The sequence below is a fragment of the Arthrobacter sp. SD76 genome, assembly GCF_049726125.1.
GTDB lineage: Bacteria > Actinomycetota > Actinomycetes > Actinomycetales > Micrococcaceae > Arthrobacter > Arthrobacter nitrophenolicus.
Genome location: NZ_JBNBLR010000001.1, coordinates 3720950 through 3746634 on the forward strand (window position 1 = coordinate 3720950; position 25685 = coordinate 3746634).

The 25685-nt window shown below is 65.1% G+C and carries 20 protein-coding genes and 3 pseudogenes; 17 read left to right on the plus strand and 6 right to left on the minus strand.

Annotated features, from left to right (window positions below; genetic code table 11):
• Nucleotides 1–128 precede the first annotated feature (128 nt).
• From ACPEE0_RS18000 to ACPEE0_RS18030, 7 genes and pseudogenes are all read left to right on the plus strand, one after another.
• Nucleotides 129–1433: an ABC transporter substrate-binding protein gene (locus ACPEE0_RS18000; RefSeq protein ID WP_424574982.1), complete on the plus strand. Its 1305-nt coding sequence runs from the start codon at nucleotides 129–131 to the stop codon at nucleotides 1431–1433.
• 46 nt (nucleotides 1434–1479) lie between these two features.
• A complete protein-coding gene (locus tag ACPEE0_RS18005; RefSeq protein WP_424574983.1) occupies nucleotides 1480–2433 on the plus strand; it encodes a carbohydrate ABC transporter permease in 954 nt (317 codons plus the stop codon).
• Nucleotides 2434–2442: 9 nt separating this feature from the next.
• Nucleotides 2443–3349: pseudogene (locus tag ACPEE0_RS18010) on the plus strand (carbohydrate ABC transporter permease).
• Between the two features lie 90 nt (nucleotides 3350–3439).
• Nucleotides 3440–5458 carry a pectinesterase family protein gene (locus tag ACPEE0_RS18015; protein WP_424574984.1) on the plus strand — a complete coding sequence of 673 codons (2019 nt, stop codon included), beginning with the start codon at nucleotides 3440–3442 and terminating at the stop codon, nucleotides 5456–5458.
• 36 nt (nucleotides 5459–5494) lie between these two features.
• A complete protein-coding gene (locus ACPEE0_RS18020; protein WP_424574985.1) occupies nucleotides 5495–6469 on the plus strand; it encodes a hypothetical protein in 975 nt (324 codons plus the stop codon).
• Nucleotides 6394–6789 (plus strand): hypothetical protein, encoded by a 396-nt coding sequence (locus ACPEE0_RS18025; RefSeq protein ID WP_424575302.1) that lies wholly within the window; start codon nucleotides 6394–6396, stop codon nucleotides 6787–6789. Before ACPEE0_RS18020 ends, ACPEE0_RS18025 begins: the two co-directional genes overlap by 76 nt.
• Nucleotides 6790–6898: 109 nt before the next feature.
• A complete protein-coding gene (locus tag ACPEE0_RS18030; protein WP_009357757.1) occupies nucleotides 6899–7111 on the plus strand; it encodes a dodecin in 213 nt (70 codons plus the stop codon).
• Nucleotides 7112–7186: 75 nt separating this feature from the next.
• Here the strand turns inward: ACPEE0_RS18030 and ACPEE0_RS18035 are convergent, their stop codons facing one another.
• A complete protein-coding gene (locus tag ACPEE0_RS18035; RefSeq protein ID WP_424574986.1) occupies nucleotides 7187–7396 on the minus strand; it encodes a hypothetical protein in 210 nt (69 codons plus the stop codon).
• Nucleotides 7393–8436 carry a helix-turn-helix domain-containing protein gene (locus ACPEE0_RS18040; protein WP_424574987.1) on the minus strand — a complete coding sequence of 348 codons (1044 nt, stop codon included), beginning with the start codon at nucleotides 8434–8436 and terminating at the stop codon, nucleotides 7393–7395. The genes ACPEE0_RS18035 and ACPEE0_RS18040 overlap by 4 nt, the downstream gene beginning before the upstream one ends.
• 197 nt (nucleotides 8437–8633) lie before the next feature.
• Here ACPEE0_RS18040 and ACPEE0_RS18045 point away from each other — a divergent pair, with 197 nt between their 5' ends.
• The 7 genes and pseudogenes from ACPEE0_RS18045 (at nucleotide 8634) to ACPEE0_RS18075 (ending at nucleotide 16223) form a co-directional block, all read left to right on the plus strand.
• Nucleotides 8634–9455, plus strand: a complete 822-nt coding sequence (locus tag ACPEE0_RS18045; RefSeq protein ID WP_424574988.1) for an aldo/keto reductase — start codon at nucleotides 8634–8636, stop codon at nucleotides 9453–9455.
• Nucleotides 9456–9515: 60 nt separating this feature from the next.
• Nucleotides 9516–10487, plus strand: coding sequence for an aldo/keto reductase (locus ACPEE0_RS18050; protein WP_424574989.1), 972 nt, complete (start codon nucleotides 9516–9518; stop codon nucleotides 10485–10487).
• The gene (locus tag ACPEE0_RS18055; protein ID WP_424575303.1) at nucleotides 10484–11506 is read left to right on the plus strand and encodes an SDR family oxidoreductase; all 1023 of its coding nucleotides are present in this window, start codon (nucleotides 10484–10486) and stop codon (nucleotides 11504–11506) included. Before ACPEE0_RS18050 ends, ACPEE0_RS18055 begins: the two co-directional genes overlap by 4 nt.
• Nucleotides 11507–11754: 248 nt before the next feature.
• Nucleotides 11755–14305: pseudogene (locus ACPEE0_RS18060) on the plus strand (rhamnogalacturonan lyase).
• 29 nt (nucleotides 14306–14334) lie between these two features.
• A complete protein-coding gene (locus ACPEE0_RS18065) occupies nucleotides 14335–15168 on the plus strand; it encodes an aldo/keto reductase (RefSeq protein WP_424574990.1) in 834 nt (277 codons plus the stop codon).
• 133 nt (nucleotides 15169–15301) lie between these two features.
• Nucleotides 15302–15568, plus strand: a complete 267-nt coding sequence (locus ACPEE0_RS18070) for a GlsB/YeaQ/YmgE family stress response membrane protein (protein ID WP_009357764.1) — start codon at nucleotides 15302–15304, stop codon at nucleotides 15566–15568.
• A 121-nt stretch (nucleotides 15569–15689) separates the two neighbouring features.
• On the plus strand, nucleotides 15690–16223 hold the full coding sequence (locus ACPEE0_RS18075; protein ID WP_009357765.1) for a hypothetical protein: 534 nt from the start codon (nucleotides 15690–15692) through the stop codon (nucleotides 16221–16223).
• Between the two features lie 170 nt (nucleotides 16224–16393).
• On the opposite strand, the gene ACPEE0_RS18080 is transcribed toward ACPEE0_RS18075, so the two are convergent.
• Nucleotides 16394–16984, minus strand: a complete 591-nt coding sequence (locus ACPEE0_RS18080; protein WP_009357766.1) for a DM13 domain-containing protein — start codon at nucleotides 16982–16984, stop codon at nucleotides 16394–16396.
• Between the two features lie 175 nt (nucleotides 16985–17159).
• Between ACPEE0_RS18080 and ACPEE0_RS18085 the strand changes: the two genes are divergently transcribed.
• The gene (locus tag ACPEE0_RS18085) at nucleotides 17160–19136 is read left to right on the plus strand and encodes an HNH endonuclease signature motif containing protein (RefSeq protein ID WP_009357767.1); all 1977 of its coding nucleotides are present in this window, start codon (nucleotides 17160–17162) and stop codon (nucleotides 19134–19136) included.
• 128 nt (nucleotides 19137–19264) lie between these two features.
• Here ACPEE0_RS18085 and ACPEE0_RS18090 read toward each other — a convergent pair whose 3' ends face one another.
• Nucleotides 19265–20035 carry a methyltransferase gene (locus tag ACPEE0_RS18090; protein WP_009357768.1) on the minus strand — a complete coding sequence of 257 codons (771 nt, stop codon included), beginning with the start codon at nucleotides 20033–20035 and terminating at the stop codon, nucleotides 19265–19267.
• A 323-nt stretch (nucleotides 20036–20358) separates the two neighbouring features.
• Between ACPEE0_RS18090 and ACPEE0_RS18095 the strand changes: the two genes are divergently transcribed.
• Together ACPEE0_RS18095 and ACPEE0_RS18100 are read left to right on the plus strand one after the other, a co-directional pair.
• Nucleotides 20359–21405, plus strand: coding sequence for a lactonase family protein (locus ACPEE0_RS18095; protein ID WP_009357769.1), 1047 nt, complete (start codon nucleotides 20359–20361; stop codon nucleotides 21403–21405).
• Between the two features lie 451 nt (nucleotides 21406–21856).
• On the plus strand, nucleotides 21857–24844 hold the full coding sequence (locus tag ACPEE0_RS18100; protein WP_354176631.1) for an alpha-amylase family glycosyl hydrolase: 2988 nt from the start codon (nucleotides 21857–21859) through the stop codon (nucleotides 24842–24844).
• A 76-nt stretch (nucleotides 24845–24920) separates the two neighbouring features.
• Here ACPEE0_RS18100 and ACPEE0_RS18105 read toward each other — a convergent pair whose 3' ends face one another.
• Nucleotides 24921–25436, minus strand: a complete 516-nt coding sequence (locus ACPEE0_RS18105) for a hypothetical protein (protein ID WP_424575343.1) — start codon at nucleotides 25434–25436, stop codon at nucleotides 24921–24923.
• 46 nt (nucleotides 25437–25482) lie between these two features.
• Nucleotides 25483–25638 (minus strand): annotated as a pseudogene (locus tag ACPEE0_RS18110) (SDR family oxidoreductase); the annotation flags it as partial.
• Nucleotides 25639–25685: the final 47 nt, after the last annotated feature.

The following is a 25685-nucleotide window of genomic DNA, read 5'->3' on the forward strand; positions in this document are numbered from 1 at the left end:
CTTCTGCTTGCTGCATTTCGCTTCTATAAGAAAAGCCAGTCGCATGCACTTCTTCCGGAAACAGAAAGTTTCCGGGCCAACTCCACATCACGCTCCGTCCGCGGACAGCAAAAGAGAGGCGTCATTCAATGAAGAAGACAACAACCGCCGGGATGCCCCGCAGGATGTTCCTGGGCGCAGCTGTAACGGCAGCCGGGCTGGCCCTGAGTGGCTGCGGCGGAGGTGCGGCCCCCGCGGCCGGCGGCAACGTGGAACTCAACTTCGTTTACTGGGGTGACGCCAACCGGGCCAAGATGACCGACGCGGCCATCAAGGTCTTCGAAGAGAAGAACCCGGGCATCACCGTCAAGAGTGAATACCAGGACAGCGGCCCCTACGCCGATAAGCTCGCCACCCGCTTCGCCGGGGGCAATCCACCTGATGTACTCAACATGGCCAACCGAAGCCTGCTGGAATACGCCCAGCGCGGCACCCTGGCAGACCTTCGATCCATGCCGGAACTCGACCTGGCGAACATCCCGGACACCATCCAGAGCCGGGGCGAGGTGGACGGCAAGCTCTACGGCCTTGCCACCGGCGTCACCACCATCGGCATGGTGGTGAACAAGACCATCACGGACCAGGCCGGCGTCACCATCCCGGACGACAAGACGTGGAGCTGGGAGGACTATGCAAAGTTCGCCACCGAGGTCACGCAGAAGACCGGCGGCAAGGTCTATGGGGCAGGCTACGACGTCGCCACGGAAACCGGCCCCATCCTGTTCGCCAGGCAACGCGGCGAGGACTTCTACACCAAGGACAACAAGCTCGGGGTCAGCGAGGAAACCATCCGGGACTGGTTCCAGTACAGCGTTGACCTGCGGGAAGCCGGCGGCTATCCGCCGGCAGGCTTCTTCGAACAGATTGGCGGCTCCGCCGCACAGTCCTACCTGGCCAAGGGAACCGTCGCCTCCCAGATCATCCCGATCAACAACTACAAGGCCTACAACGAGGCTGCCGGCGGCAACGTGGTGCTGCTCCGGATGCCCGGTGAAACTACCCTGGAGTGCCGTGGCTACTCGGCGGACCCCAGCATGCTTTGGTCCATCGCAGCCAAGTCGAAGCACCCCAAGGAGGCTGCAAAACTCCTGAACTTTCTGGTGAACGATGCAGACGGGGCCGCCGAAACGCTCACCCAGCGCGGCGTCCCCATCAATCCGGAGATTGCTGAGGCCATCAAGCCGAAACTCAGCAAGGACGACACCGCCTTCGTGGACATGGTGGCCGCCATCCAGGAAGACGAACTGGCCCCGGCATACGTCTACCCCAAGGGTGCCAGCGTTGTGGCGGACACCCTCAAGCAGCTCGCCACCGAGGTCGAATTCGGCCGGATCACCCCCGCGGATGCCGCCAAAACCTTCCTTGAGAAGAGCAATGCAGCAATCAACAAGTAGGTCCGTCCGCTTGCCGGCACCCCCACACCAGATAGGAGCCTGACGGATGTCAGTGCTGACCAAGCAAGCCCCCGGTGCGGCCGCAGCCCTCGGCGCGGGCGCACCGGGACGCCCGTCCCGCGGAACGCCGCGGCGGAAGAACCAGCGCTCCGGCTACCTGTTCCTGTTGCCGTGGTTCCTGGGCATGCTGTTCACGATCATCCCGTTTTTCGCGTCCCTGTACCTGGCGTTCACGGACTACAACCTGTTCATGGAGCCCAATTTCGTGGGCCTGGCCAACTTCCAGGCGATGGCCGGGGACCCGCGGCTGTGGCAGTCCCTGAAGGTCACCTTCATCTACACCTTCGTCTCCGTGCCCATTTCGCTGGCCGTCGCCCTGGCAATTGCCCTGGTCCTCAACCGCGGCCTGCAGGGGCTTGCCATCTACCGCTCCGTCTACTACCTGCCGTCCCTGCTGGGCGGCAGCGTTGCCATCGTGATGCTGTGGCGGTACATCTTCGGTAATGACGGCATCGTCAACGGATTCCTGGGCCTGTTCGGCATTCAGGGGCCGGCCTGGGTCACGGACCCGGACTTCTCCCTGAGCACCCTTATTGTGCTGAACGTCTGGACCTTCGGCTCGCCCATGGTGATCTTCCTGGCAGGCCTGCGGCAGGTGCCCACCATGTACTACGAGGCCGCCTCGATTGACGGTGCGTCCCGCTGGCGGCAGTTCCGCAGCATCACCATTCCGCTGATCAGCCCCATCATCTTCTTCAACCTGATCATGCAGCTCATCGGCTCGTTCCAGACGTTCACGCAGGGCTACGTGATGAGCGGCGGCACGGGCGGGCCGGCGGACTCCACGCTCTTCTACAACCTGTACCTCTACCAAAAGGGCTTCACCGAATTCGAGATGGGGTATGCCTCGGCGATGGCCTGGCTACTGCTGATGATCATTGCGATCTTCACCGCCATCAACTTCATCGCATCCAAGTTCTGGGTCTTCTACGACAACTAAGGCAATCCCATGGCACTCCTCGAATTACCGACAAAGCACAAGCAAGACAAGCGGGCCAGGCAGGCGGATCCGGAAGACGCCCTGGCAGGAACGCCGGGCACCCGGTTCTCCCGGCACCTGATCCTCTGCCTGGTGGGCCTGGTGATGCTGTATCCGTTGCTGTGGCTGATTTCCAGTTCCCTCAAGCCCAGCAACGACATCTTCCGGCAGCTGGGACTGTGGCCGGAGAACTGGGATTTCAGCAACTATGCCCAGGGCTGGACGGCCCTGGACCAGCCCTTCCACGTCTACCTTTTCAACTCGATGATCGTGGTGGTCTTCTCCATCGTGGGCAACATCTTCTCCTGCGCCCTGGCGGCCTACGCCTTCGCTCGGATGGAGTTCACGGGCAGGAAGCTGTTCTTCGCGCTGATGCTGGGCACTCTGATGCTGCCGGGCCACGTCCTGCTGGTACCGCAGTACATCATCTTCTCCCAGCTCGGCTGGCTGGATACCTACCTGCCGCTGATCGTGCCGAACTTCATGGCCACCAACGCGTTCTTCATCTTCCTGATGGTCCAGTTCATGAAGGCGCTGCCAAAGGAACTGGACGATGCCGCGCAGATTGACGGATGCGGCCCGTTCCGCACGTTCCTCCGGGTCATCCTGCCGCTGTGTGTCCCCGCCATGGCCACCACCGCCATCTTCACCTTCATCTCCACCTGGAACGAGTTCTTCGGCCCCCTGCTTTACATCCAGAACCAGGACCTGTACACCGTTCCCTTGGCGCTGCGGGCCTTCATGGACTCGGAAGGCCAGAGCATGTGGGGGGCCCATGTTCGCCATGTCCGTGGTCTCCATCGCCCCGATCATCGGCTTCTTCATCGCCGGGCAGAAGTACCTCATCAACGGCATCGCCACCACCGGCCTCAAATAGGCCGCCCCGTTTTCCGCGCGCATCACCTGACACCCCGAGTGAAACCGCCCTGGCCGGAGGCTGCCCGGGCACAAAACAAAGGAATTTTGCATGAGTCTGCGACGTCTCTTAGGCGCGGCAACCGCCGTCGTCATCCTTGGCGGTTTTGCCCCCGCCCCGGCAACCGCCGCCCCTGCCCTTCCGGCCGGCGACACCCGGGTGCCCGCCGCGCCGTCCGCCCAGGACCCCGCCACGCTTGATCCCGCAGCCCTGTGGAAGGGGACTCCGGACGGCTTCGCCTCGTTGCCCGGCCACGGGCTTCCCGGAACCACCGGCGGACAGGCGGGAAAGATTGTCACCGCCACCACCATCGCCCAGCTGCAGGAGTTTGCTTCCGCCCCCGAGCCGCTGGTCATCTTCATCGACGGTTCCCTGCACGCCGCCCAGTACGTCAAGATCCCCGTCGCGGCCAACAAGAGTCTCATCGGGGTGGGCGCCGGCGCCGAGGTGGTGAACGCCGGGTTCAAGCTCATCAACGTTTCCAACGTTATCTTCCGGAACTTCACCGTCCGTGATTCGTACATTCCCGGCGACTGGGACGGCAAGCGCCCGGACAATGACCGGGACGGCATCCAGCTGGACACCAGTCACCACGTCTGGGTGGACCACATGAAGTTCGAACGGATGGGCGACGGCCTGATCGACACGCGCAAGGACTCGGACTTCCTGACGTACTCCTGGAACGTCTTCGCGGACAACAACAAGGCCCTGGGCGTGGGCTGGTCCGCCAACGCCGTCACCCGCATGACCATCCACCACAACTGGATCCGGAACACCACGCAGCGGAACTTCAGCCTGGACAACACCGCCGCCGCCCACGTCTACAACAACTACCTGCAGGACATCGGCCAGTACGGCATGATGGGCCGGAATGCGGCCAAGGTGGTCCTGGAAGGCAACTACTTCACAGCCGTGCAGGACCCGATTGTGGCCAAAGACCCGGGCACCGAGGTGGTCAACCGGGACAACATCTTCAACTCCACCCGCGGCCGCAAGGACAACGTGGGCTCCGCCTTCGATCCCGCCGCCTTCTACCCGTACCAGGAAGACGACGCCGCCCGCATCCCGGACCTCGTCAGCGCCGGCGCCGGACCGCGGACAAACAACGCAGCCCTGACGACGGCGGAAATCACCGTCGCCCTGGACGGCACCGGCGACTTCGGTAGCCTGCAGGCCGCCATCGGCTCCATCCCCGCCGGCAACACCCAGCCGCGCACCATCACCGTCAAACCCGGCACCTACCGCGAGGTGGTGAACGTCTGGGCAGACCGCCCCAACCTCACCATCCAGGGCGCAACAGCCAACCCGGCCGACGTCGTCATCACCTACGACACCCCCTCGAACGGTGCGAAATTCTTCGGCGGGACCTGGGGCGCGGTCGGTTCCGCCACCATGACCATCTCCGCCACGGACACCACCGTGCGGAACCTGACAGTGGAGAACGCGTACGACGAGGCAGCCAACGGCAACAGCCAGGCGCTGGCTGTCCGCAGCGTCGCCGACCGCGTGGTGTTCGACGGCACCCGGTTCCTCGGCAACCAGGACACCTACCTCGCCGATACTGCCGGGCGGGACGCCACCGCGCGGACGTACCTGAAGAACTGCTACATCGAAGGCGACGTGGACTTCCTCTACGGCCGGGGAACGGCAGTTTTCGATCGCTGCACCATCCACTCCGTGGACCGCGGCAGCGACACGAACAACGGCTACATCGTTGCCCCCAGCACCAAGAACTCCAATCCTTACGGATTCCTGATCACCAACAGCACCCTCACCTCCGATGCGGCTCCGGGCACCGTGAGCCTGGGCAGGCCCTGGTTCGCCAGCAGCGACCCCGACGCACACCCGATGGCCGTCATCCGCGACTCCGTGCTGGGCAACCACATCGCCGTCCAGGGCTGGGCCGACATGGGTGGCCACGTGTGGACCGAAGGCCGGTTTGCCGAGTACAGGAACACCGGGCCCGGCGCCTTTATCAACGAGTTCCACCCGCAGCTTTCGGACGCAGACGCGGCCAGGTTCACCAAGGAAGCCTTCCTGGGTGGCTGGACCCCGGCGGGATTGCGCTGAGATGGCCGGCACGCACCACTCCAAGGGGATCGAAGGATGATTACCGCACCCGTGTCCATCGCGATTGCCGCCGCGGCCGCCCTCACCGCGGCTGTGCCCGCACCCGCGCCGACGCCGGCACCTCAAGTCATGGAAGCCGATCCCACGTCCGATCCCGGGCGGCAGACCCTGGCACCGGGTGACGGCTGGGCGTCCTTTGACGGCGGCACCACCGGGGGCGCCAACGCAGCACCCGACGATGTGCACGAGGTTTCAACGAGGGATGAGCTCGCCGCAGCCGTGGCGGGAGACAAGCCCAAGATCGTCTACGTCAAGGGGGACATCAACGCGAATACCGCCTCTGACGGCACTCCCATCACCTGCCGGGACTACGCCACCAACGGTTATTCCCTGGACGCCTACCTCGCGGCATTCGACCCTGACCACTGGAACGGGAAGGCATCCGGACCCCTCGAAGATGCCCGCAAGGCATCGAGCGCCAACCAGCAGAAACAGATCCGGATGGACGTCGGTGCCAATACAACCATCATCGGCTTGGGCAACGTCCAGCTCACGGGTTTTACCGTGAACATCGACCAGGTGGACAACGTGATCGTCCGCAATCTCCGGATCTCCGACGCCTATGACTGCTTCCCCGGTTGGAACGGGGAGACCTGGAAGACCGAGTGGGACAACCTCGTGGTGTCGGGATCCACACACGTGTGGCTGGACCACTTAACCCTGGATGACGGCGCGACGGCTGACGCCGAACAGCCGAGATATTTCGGCGAGCCCTTCCTGCGGCACGACGGCCTCCTGGACGTCGTCCGGCAGGCGGACCTGGTGACCGTTTCGTGGAGCAGGATGGTGGGGCATGACAAATCGCTGCTGTGGGGCAACGGGGACGGTGCCACCGGGGACCGGGAAAGCTCCGGGTCACGCTGCACCACAACGAACTGGTTGATCTCGAGCAGCGCGCGCCCCGGGTCCGGTTTGGCCAGGCGCACGTCTATAACAACGTGTACCGGGTGACCAGTCCTGGCCGCTACCAGTACTCGTGGGGCGCGGGGGTGGAGTCGAGCATCATCGCGCGCAACAATACCTTTGAGCTGGCTGAGGGCATTTCTCCTGACCGGATCCTCCGGGACTTCGGCGGCACCGGCATCGACGAAGAGGGCACGTGGGTGAATGGACGGCACATCAGCGTCCTCGACGCCTACAACTCGGCCAATCCGGGCCAAATGCTGGCACCGGAAGTTTCGGGATCGCCAGGGCCGCACCTGCCGATTGAACCTGCCCCGGCGGCACGGGAACGGGTTGAGCGTGGTGCAGGTTCCGGCCTGCGGTCCTGAACCGGCCTGGGCGGGCGGATGCGGATAAGGGCTGGTCAGCCCACCGTTGTCCTACTAGTCTTCAAGGACGGCCCGCAACCGGGAGCAACGATGATCACGAGGAGCGAAGTTGTCCAACCACACGTACAGCATTTCTGAAATTGTCGGCACGTCGGATCAGGGTGTGGACGACGCCGTCCGGAACGGGATCGCCAAGGCTTCCCAGACGCTGCGGAACCTTGACTGGTTCGAGGTGAAGGAGATCCGCGGACACCTGGAGGAAGGCAAGATCGCTGACTGGCAGGTCACCATGAAGATCGGCTTCCGCCTCGAGGAACACTGAGCGCTTCATTAACATACAGAAGGCCGTGAAACAGGTTTCACGGCCTTCTGTCTGTGCGCTGCGGGAGCGACCGCGTCAGCTGATGCTGCCGGTGCGGCGCCGCCAGACTGTAGGGACGCCGTCGAACGTAGGGAAGACATGTCCTTCGAAGAAGGACAGCACAGTGTGCGGGTCGTGGTCCGGGCTCCACAGTCCGGACACCGGGCAGTGCGAGCCGGTGGCGGTGGACGAGGCGTTGCCGGCGTTACCTGCCTGGCGTTCCTTCAGCAGGGCGATGCGTTTCATCTTTGAGACCATCCTTGGTGGGCGAAGAGTATGTTCCTCCAGCCTAGGAACAGCGCCCCACCCCACCAATGGGCGGCTGGCCAGAATCGCCGCCTTCCTCTGGACAAATGTACAGCCGGCCCGGCGCCGCTACCCTTCCCCGGTCTCCTGGGTGCTGCGACGACGTCAATCCCCTCCCGCTGCTGCCCCGCCCCGGGCGCACCAAGGCTGCCCAGCAGCGCAAGCGCGTCCGACGACGGCGAGCCGGGCCGGGCGGAATAGATCCGCAGCGTCTGGTCGGGGTCGTCCGGAAGAGCCAGGTTTTCAAAGTTCAGTTCCAGGTCCCCTACTGTCGGGTGGTGCAGCCGCACGGTCCCCGCTGCCCTCGTCGCCACCCGGTGTCCGGCCCACCATTGCCGGAAGTGTTCGCTGTGGACCGCGAGCTCGCCCACCAACTGGCTGGCCTGGGGATCGTTGGGGTGCCGCCCTACGTCCAGCCGGAGCGCTCCGGCTGCCTCCGCCGCCACCGTTTTCCAGTCCCGGAACAGGTCCCGGGCCCCCGAATCGAGGATGAGCCAGCGGGTGAGGTTGCGTTCGGCGGCCGGAAGGGCGGGGAAATCAGTAAAGAGCAGGAACGCCATCCGGTTCCCGGCCAGGACATCGCTGCGCCGGCCCAGGACCATGGCGGGCACGTCCCCCACGGCGTCGAGGAGGTTCCGGAGCGCCGGCCGGACGCCCTGCACCGTGGACCCGGACGGCCGGGGTGTTCCGGCGCAGTTCTCCAACAGATCCAGCATGTGGGCGTGCTCGCTGCTGTCCAGCCGCAGCGCCCGCGACACGGCGTCGAGCACTGTCCGTGAGGGGTGGATGTTGCGGCCCTGCTCCAGCCGGACGTAGTAGTCAGTGCTGACTCCGGCCAAACGCGCCACTTCCTCGCGCCGGAGCCCGGGAACCCTGCGCGCCCCCGGAGTTGAACCGGCTCCGGCCACTTCCGGGCTCAGCCGTGACCGCATGGCTTTGAGGAATTTTCCGAATTCGGCGCTTTGACCCATGGTGACCATTGTGCCCGGCGTTCGCCGGCACGTTCTACAACGAAGGTAGGACTGGCAGTCCTAGGAAAAAGAGGATCATCCTTAGCTGCTGACTTGGCGGCAAAAAATGCATAGGCTCGGAACAGAGCCAGCGGAAACCGCTTTCTCCGCGTCGAGCACACGGCACCCCAATCCAGCATTAGCACCAGCACCTGCAAGGAGCACCAATGTCAGAGCTGACACTGAACAACGGCGTCACCATCCCCCAGCTTGGCTTCGGCGTATTCCAGGTCCCGCCGGAAGACACGCAGCGGACCGTCGAGGACGCGTTGGCGGCCGGCTACCGCCATATCGACACTGCCGCCGCCTACCAGAATGAGGAAGGCGTCGGCGCCGCCATTGCGGCCACCGGCATTGCCCGCGAGGACATCTTTATCACCACCAAGCTGCGCAACGGCGAACAGGGGCGCGCCCAGGAGGCTTTCCAGAACAGCCGCAAGGCACTGGGCCTGGACTACGTCGACCTCTACCTCATCCACTGGCCGGTTCCGTCGCAGGGCCTCTATGTGCAGGCCTGGAAGGAGATGGAGCGGCTCTACGAGAACAAGGAAATCCGGGCCATCGGCGTGTCCAACTTCCTCTCCGAGCACCTTGACACCCTGCTCGAGTCCGCCGAAATTGTCCCCGCCGTCAACCAGATCGAACTGCACCCGAGCTACCAGCAGGCAGAGCTTGCCGGGAAGTGCCGGAGCCTGGGGATCGAGGTGGAGGCGTACAGTCCGCTGGGACAGGGCGCGGACCTCAACGGAAACGCCGTCACCTCCATCGCCAACGTCCACAACGCCACCACCGCGCAGGTGGTACTCGCCTGGCACCTGGCAGCCGGCAACATCGTCATCCCCAAGTCCGTGGACCCGGGCCGCATCCGGGAGAATTTCGCGGCATCGTCCCTGACGCTCTCCGACGACGAGCTCTCCGCCATCAGCGCCCTCGAATCGGGCGCCCGCCTGGGTTCCGATCCCGCCGTCGCATCCTTCACCCAGCTCTAGCCGCATTCCGGCCGGCCCAGCCGCCGCGCCACCCGGGCACAATCGCTGAAAGGACTTTCCATGGAATACACCCACCTGGGCCGGTCCGGCCTCAAGGTCTCCCGCCTCTGCCTCGGCACCATGAACTTCGGACCGCAAACAGAGGAATCCGATGCCCACGGCATCATGGACTCCGCCCATGAGAACGGCATCAACTTCTTCGACACCGCCAACGTCTACGGCGGCGCGGGGCACCGCGGCTGGACCGAGGAGATCATCGGGCGCTGGTTCGCCAAGGGCGGCGAGCGCCGCGAACACACCGTCCTGGCCACCAAGCTCTACGGCACCATGACGGACCGGCCCAATGAGTCCAGGCTGTCCGCCCTCAATATCCGCCGTGCCCTGGACGCGAGCCTCAAGCGGCTGCAGACGGACTACATCGACGTCTACCAGTTCCACCACATCGACCGGGATACCCCGTGGGACGAAATCTGGCAGGCCATTGAGGTGGCGGTCCAGCAGGGCAAGATCCTCTACTCCGGCAGCAGCAACTTCGCCGGCTGGCGATCTGCCCAGGCGCAGGAGGCCGCCCGGCGGCGGAACTACACCGGCCTGGTCAGCGAGCAGTCCATTTACAACCTGTTCATGCGGCAGGTGGAGCTCGAGGTCATCCCCGCCGCGCAGGAGTACGGGCTGGGGCTTATCCCGTGGTCACCCCTCCAGGGTGGACTCCTGGGCGGGGTGCTGAAGAAGGAGCGCGACGGCGTCCGGCGCACCGAGGGACGCGCGGCCGAAACCCTGAAGAAGCATGAAGACCAGATCCGCCAGTACGAGGACTTTGCCGACGAGCTGGGCCACGAGCCAGGCGACATCGCACTGGCATGGCTCCTGCACCAGCCGGCAGTGACGGCCCCGATCGTGGGCCCGCGGACCCAGGAACAGCTGGACGCCGCCATCCGGGCACTAAACGTCACACTGGACGCCGATGCACTGAAGCAACTGGATGCCATCTTCCCGGGCCACAGGACAGCCCCGGAGGACTACGCGTGGTGATCCCACACCCTGAAGCCGGACCGGTTGCGCCGCGGAACATTCTCTTCATCGGCGGCACCGGGGTGATCAGCACGGCGGCAGCGGAACGCGCCGTCGGGCTGGGCCACCGGCTCACCATCCTCAACCGGGGCCGGTCCACCAGGCCAGTCCCGGAAGGGGCGGAGATCCTGCAAGCGGACATCCGGGACCAGGAGGGCGTCCGGGAGGTGCTGGGCAGGCGGGAGTTCGACGCCGTTGCCGATTTCATCACCTACACGCCGGACCAGGCGCAGGCGGGCCTGGACCTGTTCCGGGGCAGGACCGGGCAGTACGTCTTCATCAGCTCCGCGTCCGCCTACCAGAAGCCCCCTGCCCGGCTGCCGATCCTTGAGTCCACACCGCTGAAGAACCCGTTCTGGAAGTACTCCCGGGACAAGATTGCCTGCGAGGAACTGCTGTTCCGCGCCTACCGGGATGACGATTTTCCACTGACGGTGGTCCGCCCCTCGCACACCTACGACCGCACCAAGATTGCCATGGTGGGCGGCTGGACCGACATCCACCGGATGCGCGCCGGCCTGCCCGTCATGGTTCACGGGGACGGCACCTCGCTCTGGACCCTGACCCACAGCCGGGACTTCGCCAGGGCCTTCGTCGGCTTGCTCGGCCTGCCCCAGGCGCTGGGCGAGAGCTACACCATCACGTCCGACGAGTACCTGCCCTGGAACCAGGTCTACCGGCTCTTCGCCAGGGCCGCGGGCGTGGCGGAACCGGAACTTGTCCACGTGGCATCGGAGACCATCGCCGCACAGAACCCCGAGATCGGCGCCAATCTGTTGGGCGACCGCTCCCACTCGGTCATCTTCGACAACAGCAAGATCAAAGCCCTCGTGCCGGACTACGCGGCCACCATCCCCTTCGCCGACGGTGCCCGGGAGATCGTTCAGTGGCATGACTCCCACCCGGAGCTGCAGGTGGTGGACCAGGGCTACATGGAGCTCACGGACAAGCTCACGGCGTGGGCCCGCGGCAGCATGTGAACCTCCGCGCAAAGCGGAGCTGAGCCTGCCTCCGTTAGCCGCTGTCCGCGAAATCGCCGGAATGCTTCGGAAACGCCGATCAGGATCGGCGTTCCCGAAGCATTCCAGCGTGCCCGGCGGAGCACCCAATTCTACAACGTTCTAAATAGCGTGCTTCTGGCGCGATTTCAAGGCTTGTTTTACCCCCACCCCCTACCCTAGGTTACTGGGGAAGCGTTTTCCCGATACAAAATTGAAAGGATTCACCGATGAATCCCACCAAGACAAGCCTGCGCCTGCTCTCGGTCGGCACCCTGGGCGTTGCCCTGACGTTCGGCTGCCTCGCAGCCCCGGCCTCCGCCGTCGGGCCCTCCCCCAAGCCGGGCAACCCGGCGGTCCAGCTGGATCACCTGGACCGGGGACTGGTGGCCGCCGGCACGTCCGAGGGCGTCTTCCTCAGCTGGCGGCTGCTGGGCCACGAAGCCACCGGTTCGTCCGCCACAGGCCTGACCGGCACCGACTTCAACGTGTACCGGGACGGCCAGAAGCTGGCAACGGTCACGGACAGCACCAACTACCTGGACACCTCCGGAACCGCCGCCTCGAAGTACCAGGTGCGCGCCGTCGTCGAAGGCGTTGAACTGGACGAAAGCGCCACCGCCACCTCCTGGGCGGGAACTTCAAGGACATTCCGCTGAAGAAGCCGGCGGACGGCGTCACGCCGGCCGGCCAGGCCTACACCTACTCCGCCAACGATGCCTCGGTGGCCGACGTGGACGGCGATGGCCAGTATGAGTTCATCGTGAAGTGGGACCCCAACAACTCCAAGGACGTCTCGCAGGTGGGCTACACCGGCAACACCTACGTGGACACCTACAAGGCGGACGGCACGCTCCTGCACCGGATCGACCTGGGCGTCAACATCCGCTCGGGCGCGCACTACACGCAGCTGCTCGTCAACGACTTCGACGGTGACGGCCGCGCCGAGATGATGATGAAGACGGCGCCGGGGACAAAGAGCACCAACTACAACGCGGACGGCAGTGTCGCATCCCAGCAGTTCATCACGCTGCTTCAGTCCGACATCGAAGCAGGCTACGCCAGCACCGACGATTACCGGATGAGCGCCGCGGACTACTACCAGCACGTCGTGGAGATGTTCCAGGGCTGGAGCGAGCACCCCGAGGTAAAGGCCGGCAACTGGCCAGCCACCCTCGAGGAAGCCTTCGGCATCGCGCCGAAGTACCAGTACCCGCTGTCCACATCCGACGCCAAAGCGCTGGCCGACTACTTCATGGACGTTTACGCCCCCTCCCGCAGCGCACGGAACAACCTTCGGGCCTTCGAGGGCTTCATCGTCTCCGGCCCGGAATACCTCACCGTTTTCGAGGGCGCCACGGGCAAGGAACTGAAGACGGTGGCCTATGAGCCGGGCCGGCACGACGACGGCCTGATGTGGGGCGACTACGCCATGGCACGCATCGAGCCGGGAAACCGCGTGGACCGGTTCCTGGTCGGCGTCGCCTACCTGGACGGGCAAAAGCCCGCAGCGGTCTTCGCCCGCGGCTACTACACCCGCACCACTCTGGCCACCTACACCTGGGACGGTACCAACCTCTCCCCGGTCTGGAACATCGACTCGGGTTGGGCACCCATGACCAACCCGTTCAACGATTCCCCGCACGGCCGTGACGGCACCGATCCGGAGTACGGCAAGCTCACCACGCAGGGTTTCCATTCGCTGAGCGCCTCGGACGTGGACGGCGACGGCAAGCAGGAGATCGTCTACGGCGCCGCAACCATCGACGACGACGGCTCCGTCATGTACAGCTCGTTCGACACCATGCCGGAGGGCAGCGCAACCCCGGGTGAAGAGGCGCGGCTGGGCCACGGCGACGCCATGCACGTGACGGACATCGACCCCAACCGGCCCGGCAAGGAGATTTTCACCGTGCACGAGGGCGGCACGTGGGCACCCTACGGCTACGCCATGCGCGACGCCGGCACGGGCGAGGTGCTGTTCGGCGCCTACTCGGGCAAGGACACCGGCCGCGGCATGATCGGCGACGTTGACCCCGCCGTACCCGGCATCGAGAACTGGGCCATCGGCATGCAGTCCGCCGACGGCACCAAGCTCTCCACATCCCAGCCCGGCACCAACATGAGCATCAAGTGGGCAGCGGACATGACCACGCAGATCGTCAACGGCTCCGGCGACCAGACCCCCACCATCGACGACTGGAAGCGCGGACGGCTGCTGACCGCGGAGGGAACCCGCACCAACAACGGCACCAAGGGAACACCCAGCCTGGTGGTGGACGTCGTGGGTGACTGGCGGGAGGAGATGCTCGTCCGGACCGCGGACAGCACCGCCCTGCGGATGTACATGAGCACCGAGGTGACCAACCACAAGCTCTACACGCTGATGCACGATCCCCAGTACCGCGCGGAGGTTGCCCGGCAGAACACCACCTACAACCAGCCCTCCTACACCGACTTCTACTTTGCCTCGGACATGGAGTTCGGCGATGTGCCGCTCCGCGCAGCCTGGCTCCCCGGCAGCGTGAAGGCATTGCAGCACGCGCTGGAGGACCTGACGGAATCAGGTGATGTTGCAGGCCCGGTGGCCAGCCAGCTCACGGAAAACGTGCGGCAGGCAGCAAAGGCCGTAGAGGACGGCGACCCGGAGAAGGCTGCCCGGACGCTGGAGCGGTTCGTGGACTTCCTGGCCCAGCAGAAGGGACCGGACAAGGTTTCGGACACCGCCCGGACGGTCCTGACTACAACGCCGGAAACATTCTCCGGGCTTTTGGGAGCTAGGACGGCACCCTACGGGAGAGACTGTTCTCATGACACTTGCACCGCTGATCAAACTCAATGACGGCTACTCCATCCCGCAGGTAGGTCTTGGCACCTGGCCGCTGGACGACGACCAGGCCGCTGCCGCCGTCGTCCAGGCCGTGGAAGCCGCGTACCGGCACATCGATACGGCCGTGAAGTACGGCAACGAGCAAGGGGTGGGGAACGGCGTCCGTGCCTGCGGCGTGGATCGGAGCGAGCTCTTCATCACCACCAAGCTCGACGGCCAGTTCCAGGGCAACGACAGGGCGGTGGAAGGGCTGGAGGGTTCGCTGCGGCGGCTGGGGCTGGATTACGTGGACCTCCTGCTGATCCACTGGCCGCTGCCGGCCCGGGATGAGTACATCTCCACTTGGAAGACGTTCGAGCGGCTCCAGGCGGAAGGAAAGGTGCGCTCCATTGGAGTGTCCAACTTCAAGCCTGCCCATTTGGAGCGGTTGATGGCAGAAACCGACGTGGTTCCTGCCGTCAACCAGATCCAGCTGACGCCGGCGGTGACACGGACCGTGGAGCGGGAGTTCCACCAGAAGCACGGAATTGTCACCGAATCCTACAGCCCCCTGGGCGGGTCCGGGGCCGGTCTGCTGGACGCGCCCATCCTCACCCAACTGGCCGAAAAGCACGGCAAAACGCCCGGCCAGCTGGTACTGCGGTGGCACGTTCAACACGGACTGGTAACGATTCCCAAGACCGCTAATCCGGACCGGATGAAGGAGAATCTGGACATCTTCGATTTCACCCTGGATCCGCAGGATCTAGCGGAATTGGCGATCCTGGACGAGGGTCCCGGGGCCGGCAATGATTCGGACGTCACGGGGCACTAAAACGCCCTGAAATGCACTTTTTCCAACTTCCGGGGTTGGCAAACAGATAGTAAGCATGATTACTATTGAGTCAGAAGGATGAAGTGCTTCCGGAATCCGGAGGCCTCCTTTACTTAGGAAGAGGAACGAAAAAATGGGATTTATTGCATTTCTGATTCTCGGACTTATTGCTGGTGCGATCGCTAAGGCGATCCTTCCGGGCCGTCAGGGTGGCGGCTGGCTCATCACCCTGGTTCTGGGCGTCGTAGGAGCACTCCTCGGCGGCTGGATCGGCGGCATGGTCTTCGGCACCGGACTGCAGGAGTTCTTCTCGCTGCAGACGTGGCTGCTGGCCATCGGCGGCGCTCTCATCGTGCTGCTGGTCTACGGCATGGTCACCAAGCGCAGCGCTCGCGGCTAACCTAGCCCGCAAGCCAGGAAACCGGCCCGGGACAAATCCCCCGGGCCGGTTTTCATATTCCCGGCCATACGCCGTCCGGCTGGCCGGATTTGAAAACCTTCTCACGGAGCAGGAGTTCATCGTGAAAAACAAGCTTCTTTTGGGTATCGGAATTGCCACCGGCTACGTCCTCGGATCCCGGTCCGGACGCGCTGCGTACGACAAGCTCAAGGCACGCGCCGCAGGAATTTGGGACAGCAAGCCCGTCCAGGACAAAGTGCATGTCGCCACGGATGCCATCAAGGAAAAGGCCCCGGAGGTGGCCGACCAGCTGACCGAGGCGGCACGCCGGGCGGGGACCGTGCTTGGCTCCGCAATGCATCGTGAAGGCGCGTCCGGGTCTTCGGGTGACGGCAAACCCGCAACGTCCGACGCCGGCACTTCCACGGCTGCCACCGCAAGCGGCACAGGTACTGGCACCATAGGCAACGGCGCCCCAGGCAGTTACGGAACCGCGGCGACTGGAACATCCGGCACCACGGGAGGCGCAGCGGGAACGTCCGGAACCCTGAGCGATGCGGGTGACCTCGGCGAGGACCACATCCCCGCGCACAGCACCCACCCGGAAACTACGAACCTGGGAACCACATCCGATGAGGGTGGTTCGAAGGCCTGAGGCACTCTCTGCGTCAGATCATGACACGGGAAGCACCCTTGACAATGGGGCATTGACTTCCGTGTGCTAAACTGAATCGCCATGCTGGCCGTCGCGATCCTTGGGGGACGCGGCGGCCGGCATTTTTGCTGGTCGGTGCTGGCAGGCCTTGGCGGTCAGGTGTTCAGGGCTCAGGTCACCAGGTCCGCGGCGCCAAAGGAAACGCTGAACTGCACGCACCACAGGTCCACTGACTTGTACCGCGCAAGATCAACGTCCGCGGGAATGTCGTAGACCTGGTTGCCTTGGTTTCCCTTGATCAGGCCCAGGTCGTAGTACTCGGCGGAACCCGCGGTAAACCAGCCGGCTGTGCCCTCAACTACTTTGGCAGCGCTCAACCAGACGTGGACATCCGGACCGTTCGACGTGTCCAGGTTCTCCAGGGTCAGCAGCCTTTTGCCGTCGGGCTGTTCAACGATCCGGACAGTGCCTGTGGTGGCGTGTTCGTGGCTGATCAGCGTGCCCACGGCCAATTGCCGGGGCCCGGGAGGCGTCGCCGGAGGAGCCTGGGGTTCGATGGCATCCCCGCCCGGAAGGCCTGAAGGAGAAGGCTGCGGCGGCGTGGTCTGGCTGGCTACAAACGGTAGTTGCTCGTCCACCCGCACATCTATGAAAAGCAGCCACGGCTTGAATACGACAAGCCCCACGACCAGGGCTGCGGCTGCCAGAACCGCCAGGATGACCTTCGATCGCCGGCCCAACCGGCCGCGGTTTCTGCCCATGGCTCCATCGTCCGCGTAATCGCCACCCGGCGCAACGACGCCCCGGACCGTCCCGCCCTAATCTCGTGGCTTCCCTTCCCCATTCCGGAACAGCATGCGACCCCCGTTCAGCGGGTTTTCCACATAGCCCTCTCGAACCGGCTGTTTTGTCGGTGGTCTTTGGGAGAGTTGTCCCATGGAGGCCATTGGGGAGCAGCTTGCAGAGTTCGGCAGTACTGCCGGCACTCTTCCGCTGGTTGCGCCGCAGCACCGCCGCCCGTTTATTGCGCACGACGCCGGCAGGCGGCCCGGGCGGCTGAGTCACCTTCCGGCGCACCAGGCTACCGCCGGTCCGGTTGCCCGCCCGGCCGAGGACCCGCTGGGGCTGGCCGCGATCGGTGCACTGCTCACCACGGCGGCAGCCGCTGCACCGGAAGCCCTGGCAGCCGCGGACTATGCCGAAGCAGCTCATTACGCGGCCCACATTGAGGAACTTTCCCGGCGTCTGGAGTCTTTGCAGGTTCAGTCCGCCGGAGCCGTGGACCGCACCCGCACCCAAGCCATCGCCGCCGCCGCGGCCGCCCGAACCAGCCGGACCCGCACCAGCGCCGCAACAACGGACCGGCCGGGGCGGGGCTGGATGACCGGCTGGGACGCCAACGGCGTCGAGACACTGAACGAAACCGACGTTGACTGGCCCGCCTCCAGCACTCTTCAACCCGCAGCCGCGCCCGCAGCAGGTCAACAGGATCCGCCGGTGACATCCCCGGCCGACGACGGCTGCCGGAACACTGCCGAGTTCCTCAGGCTCCGGCTCCGGATCCCCATCCGCGAAGCCCGCCGCCGCCTTGCCCTCGCCCACCAGGTCCTGCCAGCCAGCAGCCTCACCGGACAACCCGTCCCACCGTTGCGCACCCACCTCGCCGCCGCGCTTGCTCCCACAGGCGGTGAAGCCGCAGCACCGGCAGTGTCCTCTCACGCCGCGACCATCATCACCGCAACCCTCGACCGGCTCCAACATCAAGCCACGCCGGAAATCCTCGAGCACATCGAAAACCACCTCACCACCGCCGCCAGGACCACCGACCCCGACTTCCTCGCCCGTCTGGCCCGCCGATGGGCTGACACCATCGACGCCGACGGTGCCGAACCCTCCGAAGAAGCGCTCCGCCACACCCAGGGAGCCTTCATCCGAAAACCCCGCCACGGCCTGCACCACGTCGAAATCTTCGCCACCACCGACCAGTACGAATACCTCGCCACCGTCATGAACACCGCCACCAACCCCCGCACCACCACCCCCAACACCAGCACCAGCCAGACAACGGAAAACCTCACGAGCAGCAGCCAGGCTCAGGTCCCGGCAGACAACCCGGATGCCACCGTGGACCCGCACCGGGACCTGGACATCAGCCTGGAACGGCGCTCCCGCCCCCAGCAACAGCTGGACGGGCTTGTCTCCGCCGTCAAAGCAGGGCTGACCACAAACCAGCTGCCCACCACAGGCGGCAACCGTCCCCAGATCATCGCAACCATCAACTACCAGGACCTCTTCCCCACCACCACCGCCGCCGCTACCGGCACCGGTGCAGCCGATGCGGACAGAAACAGTGCAGGCAGTACCACTGCGGGTAGGGCTAGTACTGGTGGAGCTAGTTTGGCTGGGCCCCATACGGACGGGTCAGGAACACGCGCGCGCCCAGGCCAGGACCGTACGCCCGACCGGCACGGAACCGGAAACTTCGCCTTTACAGGACCAGCGGCCGCCACCACGCTGCGCAAAATAGCCTGCGACGCCGACATCATCCCCGCAGTACTGGGCACTCACGGCGAAATCCTGCACCTGGGACGCAAAACCCGGCTGTTCACCCCCGCCCAACGCCTCGCCCTCACGGCCCGCGACCAAGGATGCGCCTTCCCGGACTGCACCATCCCCGCTCCGTGGTGCGAAGCCCACCACATCACCTACTGGTCACACGGCGGCGAAACCACCACCGACAACGGCGTCCTGCTCTGCAGTTTCCACCACCACCTGATCCACAAAGAACAGTGGGCCATCGCCATCCAGCACGGCACCCCAAGCTTCATTCCACCGCCCCACGTCGACCCCAACCAAAGCCCCCGGCAAAACAACTACTTCAAACCCCCACCACTCCCCCACCTGCGGGAGTGAACCGTACCGTCCCTTCAGCTTGGTGCCCTACCCTGTTTGGCCCACTTCTCGCCCTCCCCCGCGTGGCATACCTCGCGGGCGGCTCCCCTGTCAGTGCCAGCTCGGCATGATGCCAGATCTTGGCGGTGCTAGCTTCCTTTGGTCCCGACCACTAAGGTGCCGTCCAGTTCTTCCGATCGAACGGTCCTCACAGCAAGGCCAGCCGATGCAACGATTGATGCTGTTCCCGCTGCCTGCTGCTCACTGGTTTCAATGAGAAGATGCCCGTCAGCACTCAACCATCCGGGGGCGGAAGCAGCCACAAGGCGGTGGATGTCGAGCCCGTCGGGCCCGCCGTCGAGGGAAAGGCGGGGTTCGTGAAGCCGCGCCTCAGGAGGCATGGTCCTGATCGCGTCGCTGGGCACATACGGAGCGTTGACTGCAAGCACCTGCACGCGGCCCCGGATCGAAACGGGAAGGGCAGCAAACAGGTCCCCCTCGTACACGCGGCCGCCCATCTTTTCGACGTTCCGCCGGGCGCAGGCCGCAGCAGCGGGATCTAGGTCGGAGGCGTGGAGTTCCAGATCTGGGTGCACAGCCAGCAGGGTGGCACCCACGGCCCCGGACCCGCAGCAGAGATCGACTACAACGCTGGACAGAGCGTGGGCGGACGGAGCGTGGCCGACCGGAACAGGGCTGGACGGAACGGTGCTGACGGGAACGGGGTCGGTCGGGGCAAGCAGTTCCAAAGCCGTTTGGACGAGCAGCTCGGTCCGCCGACGGGGCACAAAGACACCTTGCCCTACTTCGATCCGCTGACCGAAGAATTCGGCCCAGCCCAGGACATATTCAAGCGGAATGCCTGCGCGGCGCCGCTGCACCCCGCGGGCCAGTTCCGCGGGGCCGGAACATTCGGCCATCAGGAGCGCGGCCTCCTCCTCAGCGAAAACACAGCCGGCTCCCCGCAGGGCGGAGACAATTCCAGCAAAAGTCAGGGAAGCGGGAGGTAATGCAACAGGAGCAGTAGACCATTCAGCAGGTGGCATGGGAACGCCTTTCGGTGAGCCGGTGGGCACCCTGCATGCGCCAGTCAGGCCAGACGGCCCGGACAGCAGCACCAGGATGAACCCGAAACAGGTAACGCGTTGATCGGATTCACCTCCTGGTGCCGTGACTGGAAATTCCATGCTAGCTGAGGCCGGGTCGCCATGGAGCGAAGCCAAATCCTTGACAGGATGGAGGCATGACCTCCGCCACTAGCGACACCATCATCTGGACCGGAACCTACACATCGGACGGAGGCGGCCGCGCCGAGGGCATCGGTGCCCTCCGCGCGCATCAGGACGGCAGCCTGGAGTGGCTGGGCACGGCCGTGCAGGCGCAGTCGCCGTCGTTCATTGCCGTACATCCGTCCCTGCCGGTCGTTTATGCGGTGGCTGAGCAACGCCAGATGGTCCAGGCGTACCGCAGGACCGGCGAGTTCGGCCTGGAACCGCTCGGTCCGCCGCAGCCCGCCGGTGAGGCCACCTGCCATGTGGCCGTTGACCCGAGGGGCCGCTTTGTTACCGCTGCCTGCTGGGGTGACGGCCAGGTCCTCCTGTACGAACTGGATGCCGACGGCGGCATGACAGGGCGGTTCGCAGCGCCACCTTCGGCGGACCCGCACGCAAGCCTGTCACCGGGCCGGCCGCGGCCAAGCCGCGCGCATGCCAGCCTGATGCTTCAGGACGGCCGCATCATGACCACCGATCTTGGGCATGACACCCTCCGTGTCTGGAACTACGTCCCGGGTACGGGGCTTGTTGCCGACCACGAGGTGGCGCTGGCGTTCGGCAGCGGTCCCCGCCATCTGGTGCAGCATGCCAGCGGCAACGTCTTCGTCGTCTCTGAATACTCCGTTGAGGTCTTTATCATCCGGCCGGAGGCCGGGACCTTTGAGCTGGTGTTCCGTGGACCGGCCACCTCCGGCGGCAGCCAGTCCGGGGACTCTGCGGCCGAGATCTCCCTTAGTAAGGACGGCCGCTACGCCTATGTGGGCGTCCGCGGCACCAATATCGTCAGCACCCTGGAGGTGGCCGGTGGCGGGACGGAGCTCCTGCCGGTGCACGACATGCCGAGCGGCGGTGACTGGCCGCGGCACCACCTGGTAAGGGGAAACTGGCTTCACGTGGCCCATGAACGGTCGGACAATGTCGCCACGTTCGCGCTGGATCCTGCCACCGGGCTGCCGGGCCCACTCCTCCACGACGTCCGGACCCCCTCACCCACAGCCCTCATCCCGGCTGGCTGACGCCCCGGGCACTCGGGCTGACGGCTGCGGGCATTCGGGCTGGCGCCGTCCCGGAACCACGGACTGTCGCCCCCGGGTACGCACGCTGACGCCGCCCGGGCACTCGACGGGTGCTTTCGGCAATGGCTCCAGCGACCCCGCACGGACATTACCCAAACGCTGGAGTTATTCAGTGCAAGCGCTTACAGTTGTGACGTGGTTCACAGGGCTTGCCGCCTGGTGAACCCGCACCCAGCAGAACGCCCTGCCTCCGGCAAGCCTGAACAGCAGCGCCGCTACACCAGGAAGGTCTCACCCTTTGATATCCCGCACCCCTAATAGCGCCTTGTCGCGCGCCAGAACCACCAGCCAGAATCGCAGACGAACCGGAACAGGAACAGGAACAACCCCGTCCTCCATCCGGTCGGCGGGCATCCGCTCCGCGGCGGGAGTGGTTGCAGCAGCAGTTGCCGTGTCCGCAGCAGTCCTACCCGCAGCCGCCGCCCCCGGCACCACAGAGGGTCCAAAGCATCCGGGAGCGTCATCAGCCCTCCACTCACTCCGGGCCCCGGTCACGGACGAGAACTTCTATTTCGTCATGGCCGACCGCTTCAGCAACGGCAGCACGGCCAATGACCAGGGCGGGCTTGGCCCGGATCCCATGGTCTCGGGCTTCGATCCAGCCAGGAAGGGGTTCTACAACGGCGGCGACCTGGCTGGGCTCCTCAACAAGATCGACTACATCCAGGGGCTTGGCACCACGTCCATCTGGCTTACTCCCAGCTTCAAGAACAAGGCCGTCCAGCCTGAAGACAAATCAGCTGGCTACCACGGCTACTGGATCACCGACTTCACCCAGATCGATCCGCACCTGGGCACCAACGACGAACTCAAGGCGCTCATCGACGCTGCCCACGCCCGGGGCATGAAGGTCTACTTCGACATAATCACCAACCACACGGCAGACGTCATCGGCTATGAGGAAGGTGCACGCAAAGGCTACGTCTCCAAGGATGCAGTTCCGTACAAGACGGCGGATGGCCAGGAATTCGATGACCGCGACTATGCCGGTACAGGCAGTTTCCCGGAACTGGACGCCACCACCTCCTTTCCCTACAAGCCCGTCCTGGACGAGAGCGAAAAGGACCTGAAGGTTCCGGCCTGGCTGAACGACCCCACCCTCTACCACAACCGCGGTGACACCACCTTCGCGGGCGAGGACGCCTACTACGGCGACTTCTTCGGCCTTGATGACCTCTTCACGGAGCACCCAACGGTGGTGGAAGGCATGAAGGACATCTACAAGACCTGGATCGGCGACTTCGGCGTGGACGGCTTCCGGATCGACACCATGAAGCACGTCAACAACGAGTTCTGGCAGGAATTCGGCCCGGACGTCCTCGCCTACGCGAAGGAACAGGGCAAGGAAGAATTCTTCATGTTCGGCGAGGTCTTCGACGCTACCAAGAGCTTCACCTCGCAGTTCACCACGCGGAACCAGATGCAGGCGGTACTGGACTTCCCGTTCCAGGACGCCGCCCGCAACTTTGCCTCGAAGAGCCAGGACACCCGCAACCTGGCAACGTTCTTCGCCGGCGATGACTGGTACACGGATGCGGACTCCAACGTCTACCAGCTGCCCACCTTCCTCGGTAATCACGATATGGGCCGCATCGGCAGCTTCATTGCGGCAGACAACCCGGGCTCGGACGACGCCGAGCAGGTGGCCCGCGACCGGCTTGCCCACGAGCTGATGTACTTCTCCCGCGGCAACCCGGTGATCTACTACGGCGACGAGCAGGGCTTCACCGGCCCCGGCGGAGACCAGGACGCGCGGCAGACCCTGTTCGCAAGCAAGGTGCCTGAGTACCTGGACGATGACCTGCTGGGGACTGACGCCACCCACGCCCAGGACAACTTCAACACCGGCCACCCGCTGTATGCCAAGATCAGCGAACTGGCGGCGCTGACCAAGGAACACCCCGCCCTGCGGGACGGCGCGCACCAGCACCGCTACGCGTCCGAGGGCGCGGGCATCTACGCCTTCTCCCGGACGGACGCTGAGGACCAGCGCGAATACGTTGTGGCGTTGAACAACAGTGAGCAGGCGCAGACGGCCGAGGTTCCCACCTATATCGCCAAGCGGAACTACACCCGCATCTATGGCGATGCGGCAGCAGAAACCAAGACGTCGGAGGACGGAAAGCTGACGGTCACCGTCCCGCCGCTGTCCGCCGTGGTTTACGAATCTTCGGGCCGGATCCCGCATTCGAAGGCCGCGCCCGGCGTCGTGCTCCAGGAGCCTGCAGCGGCACCCGGTGACAATGGACGCCTTAATGTGACGGCCGACGTCGACGGTTCCTCATTCTATGAGGTCACCTTCGAAGCGAAGACAGCGGGCGGCAACTGGGAACCGATCGGCACTGACGACACCGCTCCCTACCAGGTCTTCCACGACGTCGCGGGCTTCGACGCCGGCACCGCGGTGGAGTACCGCGCAACCGTCCTGGACAATGGCGGCCACACGGCCACCAGCCAAACGCGTTCGGCCAACGTCCCGGCGCCCGTCCTCACGCTGCAGAAACCCGAAGAGGGCAGCAGCGTCAAGGGCATGGTGGAACTCAGCGCCACGGCCGATCCCGAGAAGGCCAGCCACAGTGTGTCGTTTGAGCGCAGCGTGGCGGGCGGCGAGTGGACGGCCGTCGGATCTGATGCTTCTTCGCCCGTGTACTCCGCTACGGACGACGTCTCCAGCCTGGCGGACGGCACCGAGGTTAAGTACCGTGCTTCGATGAGCGGCCCCGGCTTTACTGTTGCCAGCGGGGTGCGCACGGTCACCGTGGGCGATGCTCCGCAGCCTGACTCGGTGACCGTTGCCGGATCGCTGAACCAGGCGATGGGCTGCGCTGAAGCATGGCAGCCGGCCTGCACCCAGGCCATGATGGCCCTGGACCCGGCCGACAACATCTGGCGCCTGACGGTGGACCTGCCGGCAGGCAAATACGAGTACAAGGCAGCACTGAATGGCGGCTGGGATGAAAACTACGGGGACGGCGGCCAGTTCAACGGGCCTAACCTCGTGCTGGACCACCCCGGCGGACCCGTCACGTTCCGCTACGACAACGGCACGCACGTCCTCAGCGCGGTCTACGCCTCCCAGCAGCCGGGGGCAGTTGCCGCCGCTGGCAGCATGAACAGCGAGCTTGGCTGCACCGCCGACTGGGAGCCCGCCTGTGACCAGGCCCAGCTGGTGCTGGACCCGGCAGACCTGGTGTGGAAGCTGAGCGTTCCGGACCTGCCCGCCGGGAGCTACGAGTTCAAGGCGGCGCTGAACCGCTCCTGGGACGTCAGCTACGGGGCGGGCGGCGCCTCGCCAGGTGCCAACATCGCCTTTGAGCACGACGGCGGCCCGGTCACCTTCCGCTACGACCACTTCAACCACGTGATCACGGCGGGTTAGCCACAATCACCATGTGGAAGGCTCCCCGCCCTGTTCCCGATATCGGGACGGGGCGGGAGCCTTCCTTCGTTCCCGGTCAGCCCTTGACGGGGTGGCCCAGGATGCCGATGAACCGGCGGACGGCGTCTTCGGCCGATGGCGGCGGCCCGAAGACCTCCGCCTGCCGCCTGGTGTCGGCAACATAGCGCCCGGACTGGAACCAGGCGATCATGGCCGCGAGGTCCTTCACCATTGGATTGAAGCGGCCCACTACCAATCCCGCCGCCTTCAGGACCGGCATGGGGATGGAGCGGACCTTGATGGGTTTGCCGGTCAGGCGGGCGGCAATTTCGGCGACGTCCTGCATGCCGAGCGGACGGTCCCAGCCGATATCGATCCGCTGCCCGTCAACGCCGGGAGCGTCCACGGCTTCTGCCAGGTAACCGGCAAGGTCCGGGGTCAGCACGAACGTGGTGGGGACGCGGGGCGAGCCCATCCACATGAGCTTGCCCTTGGCGATGGGGTCCCCGCCGAACCGGGTGACCTGGTCCAGGAAGGCGCCGGGCCGCAGCGCGACGAACGGAACACCAAGCTGCTCGAGCCTGTCCTCCATGAGCTTTTTTGTGCCAGAAGTGCGGGACGTCCGGGGTCTGGTCGCAGGTGAGGATGCTGGTGAGGACGAACCGGCGGACGCCCCCGCGGTGCGCGGCCTCGGCCAGGTTGGAATTGCCCCTCGTATCGATATCGGGCGTATCCCCCTTGCTGTGCCTGGTGTAGCCGGCGGCCGAGGTAACCACAGCATCCACACCGGACATCGCGCGGTCGAGCGAGTCGGGTCGATCATGTCTCCGCGGGCTATGTC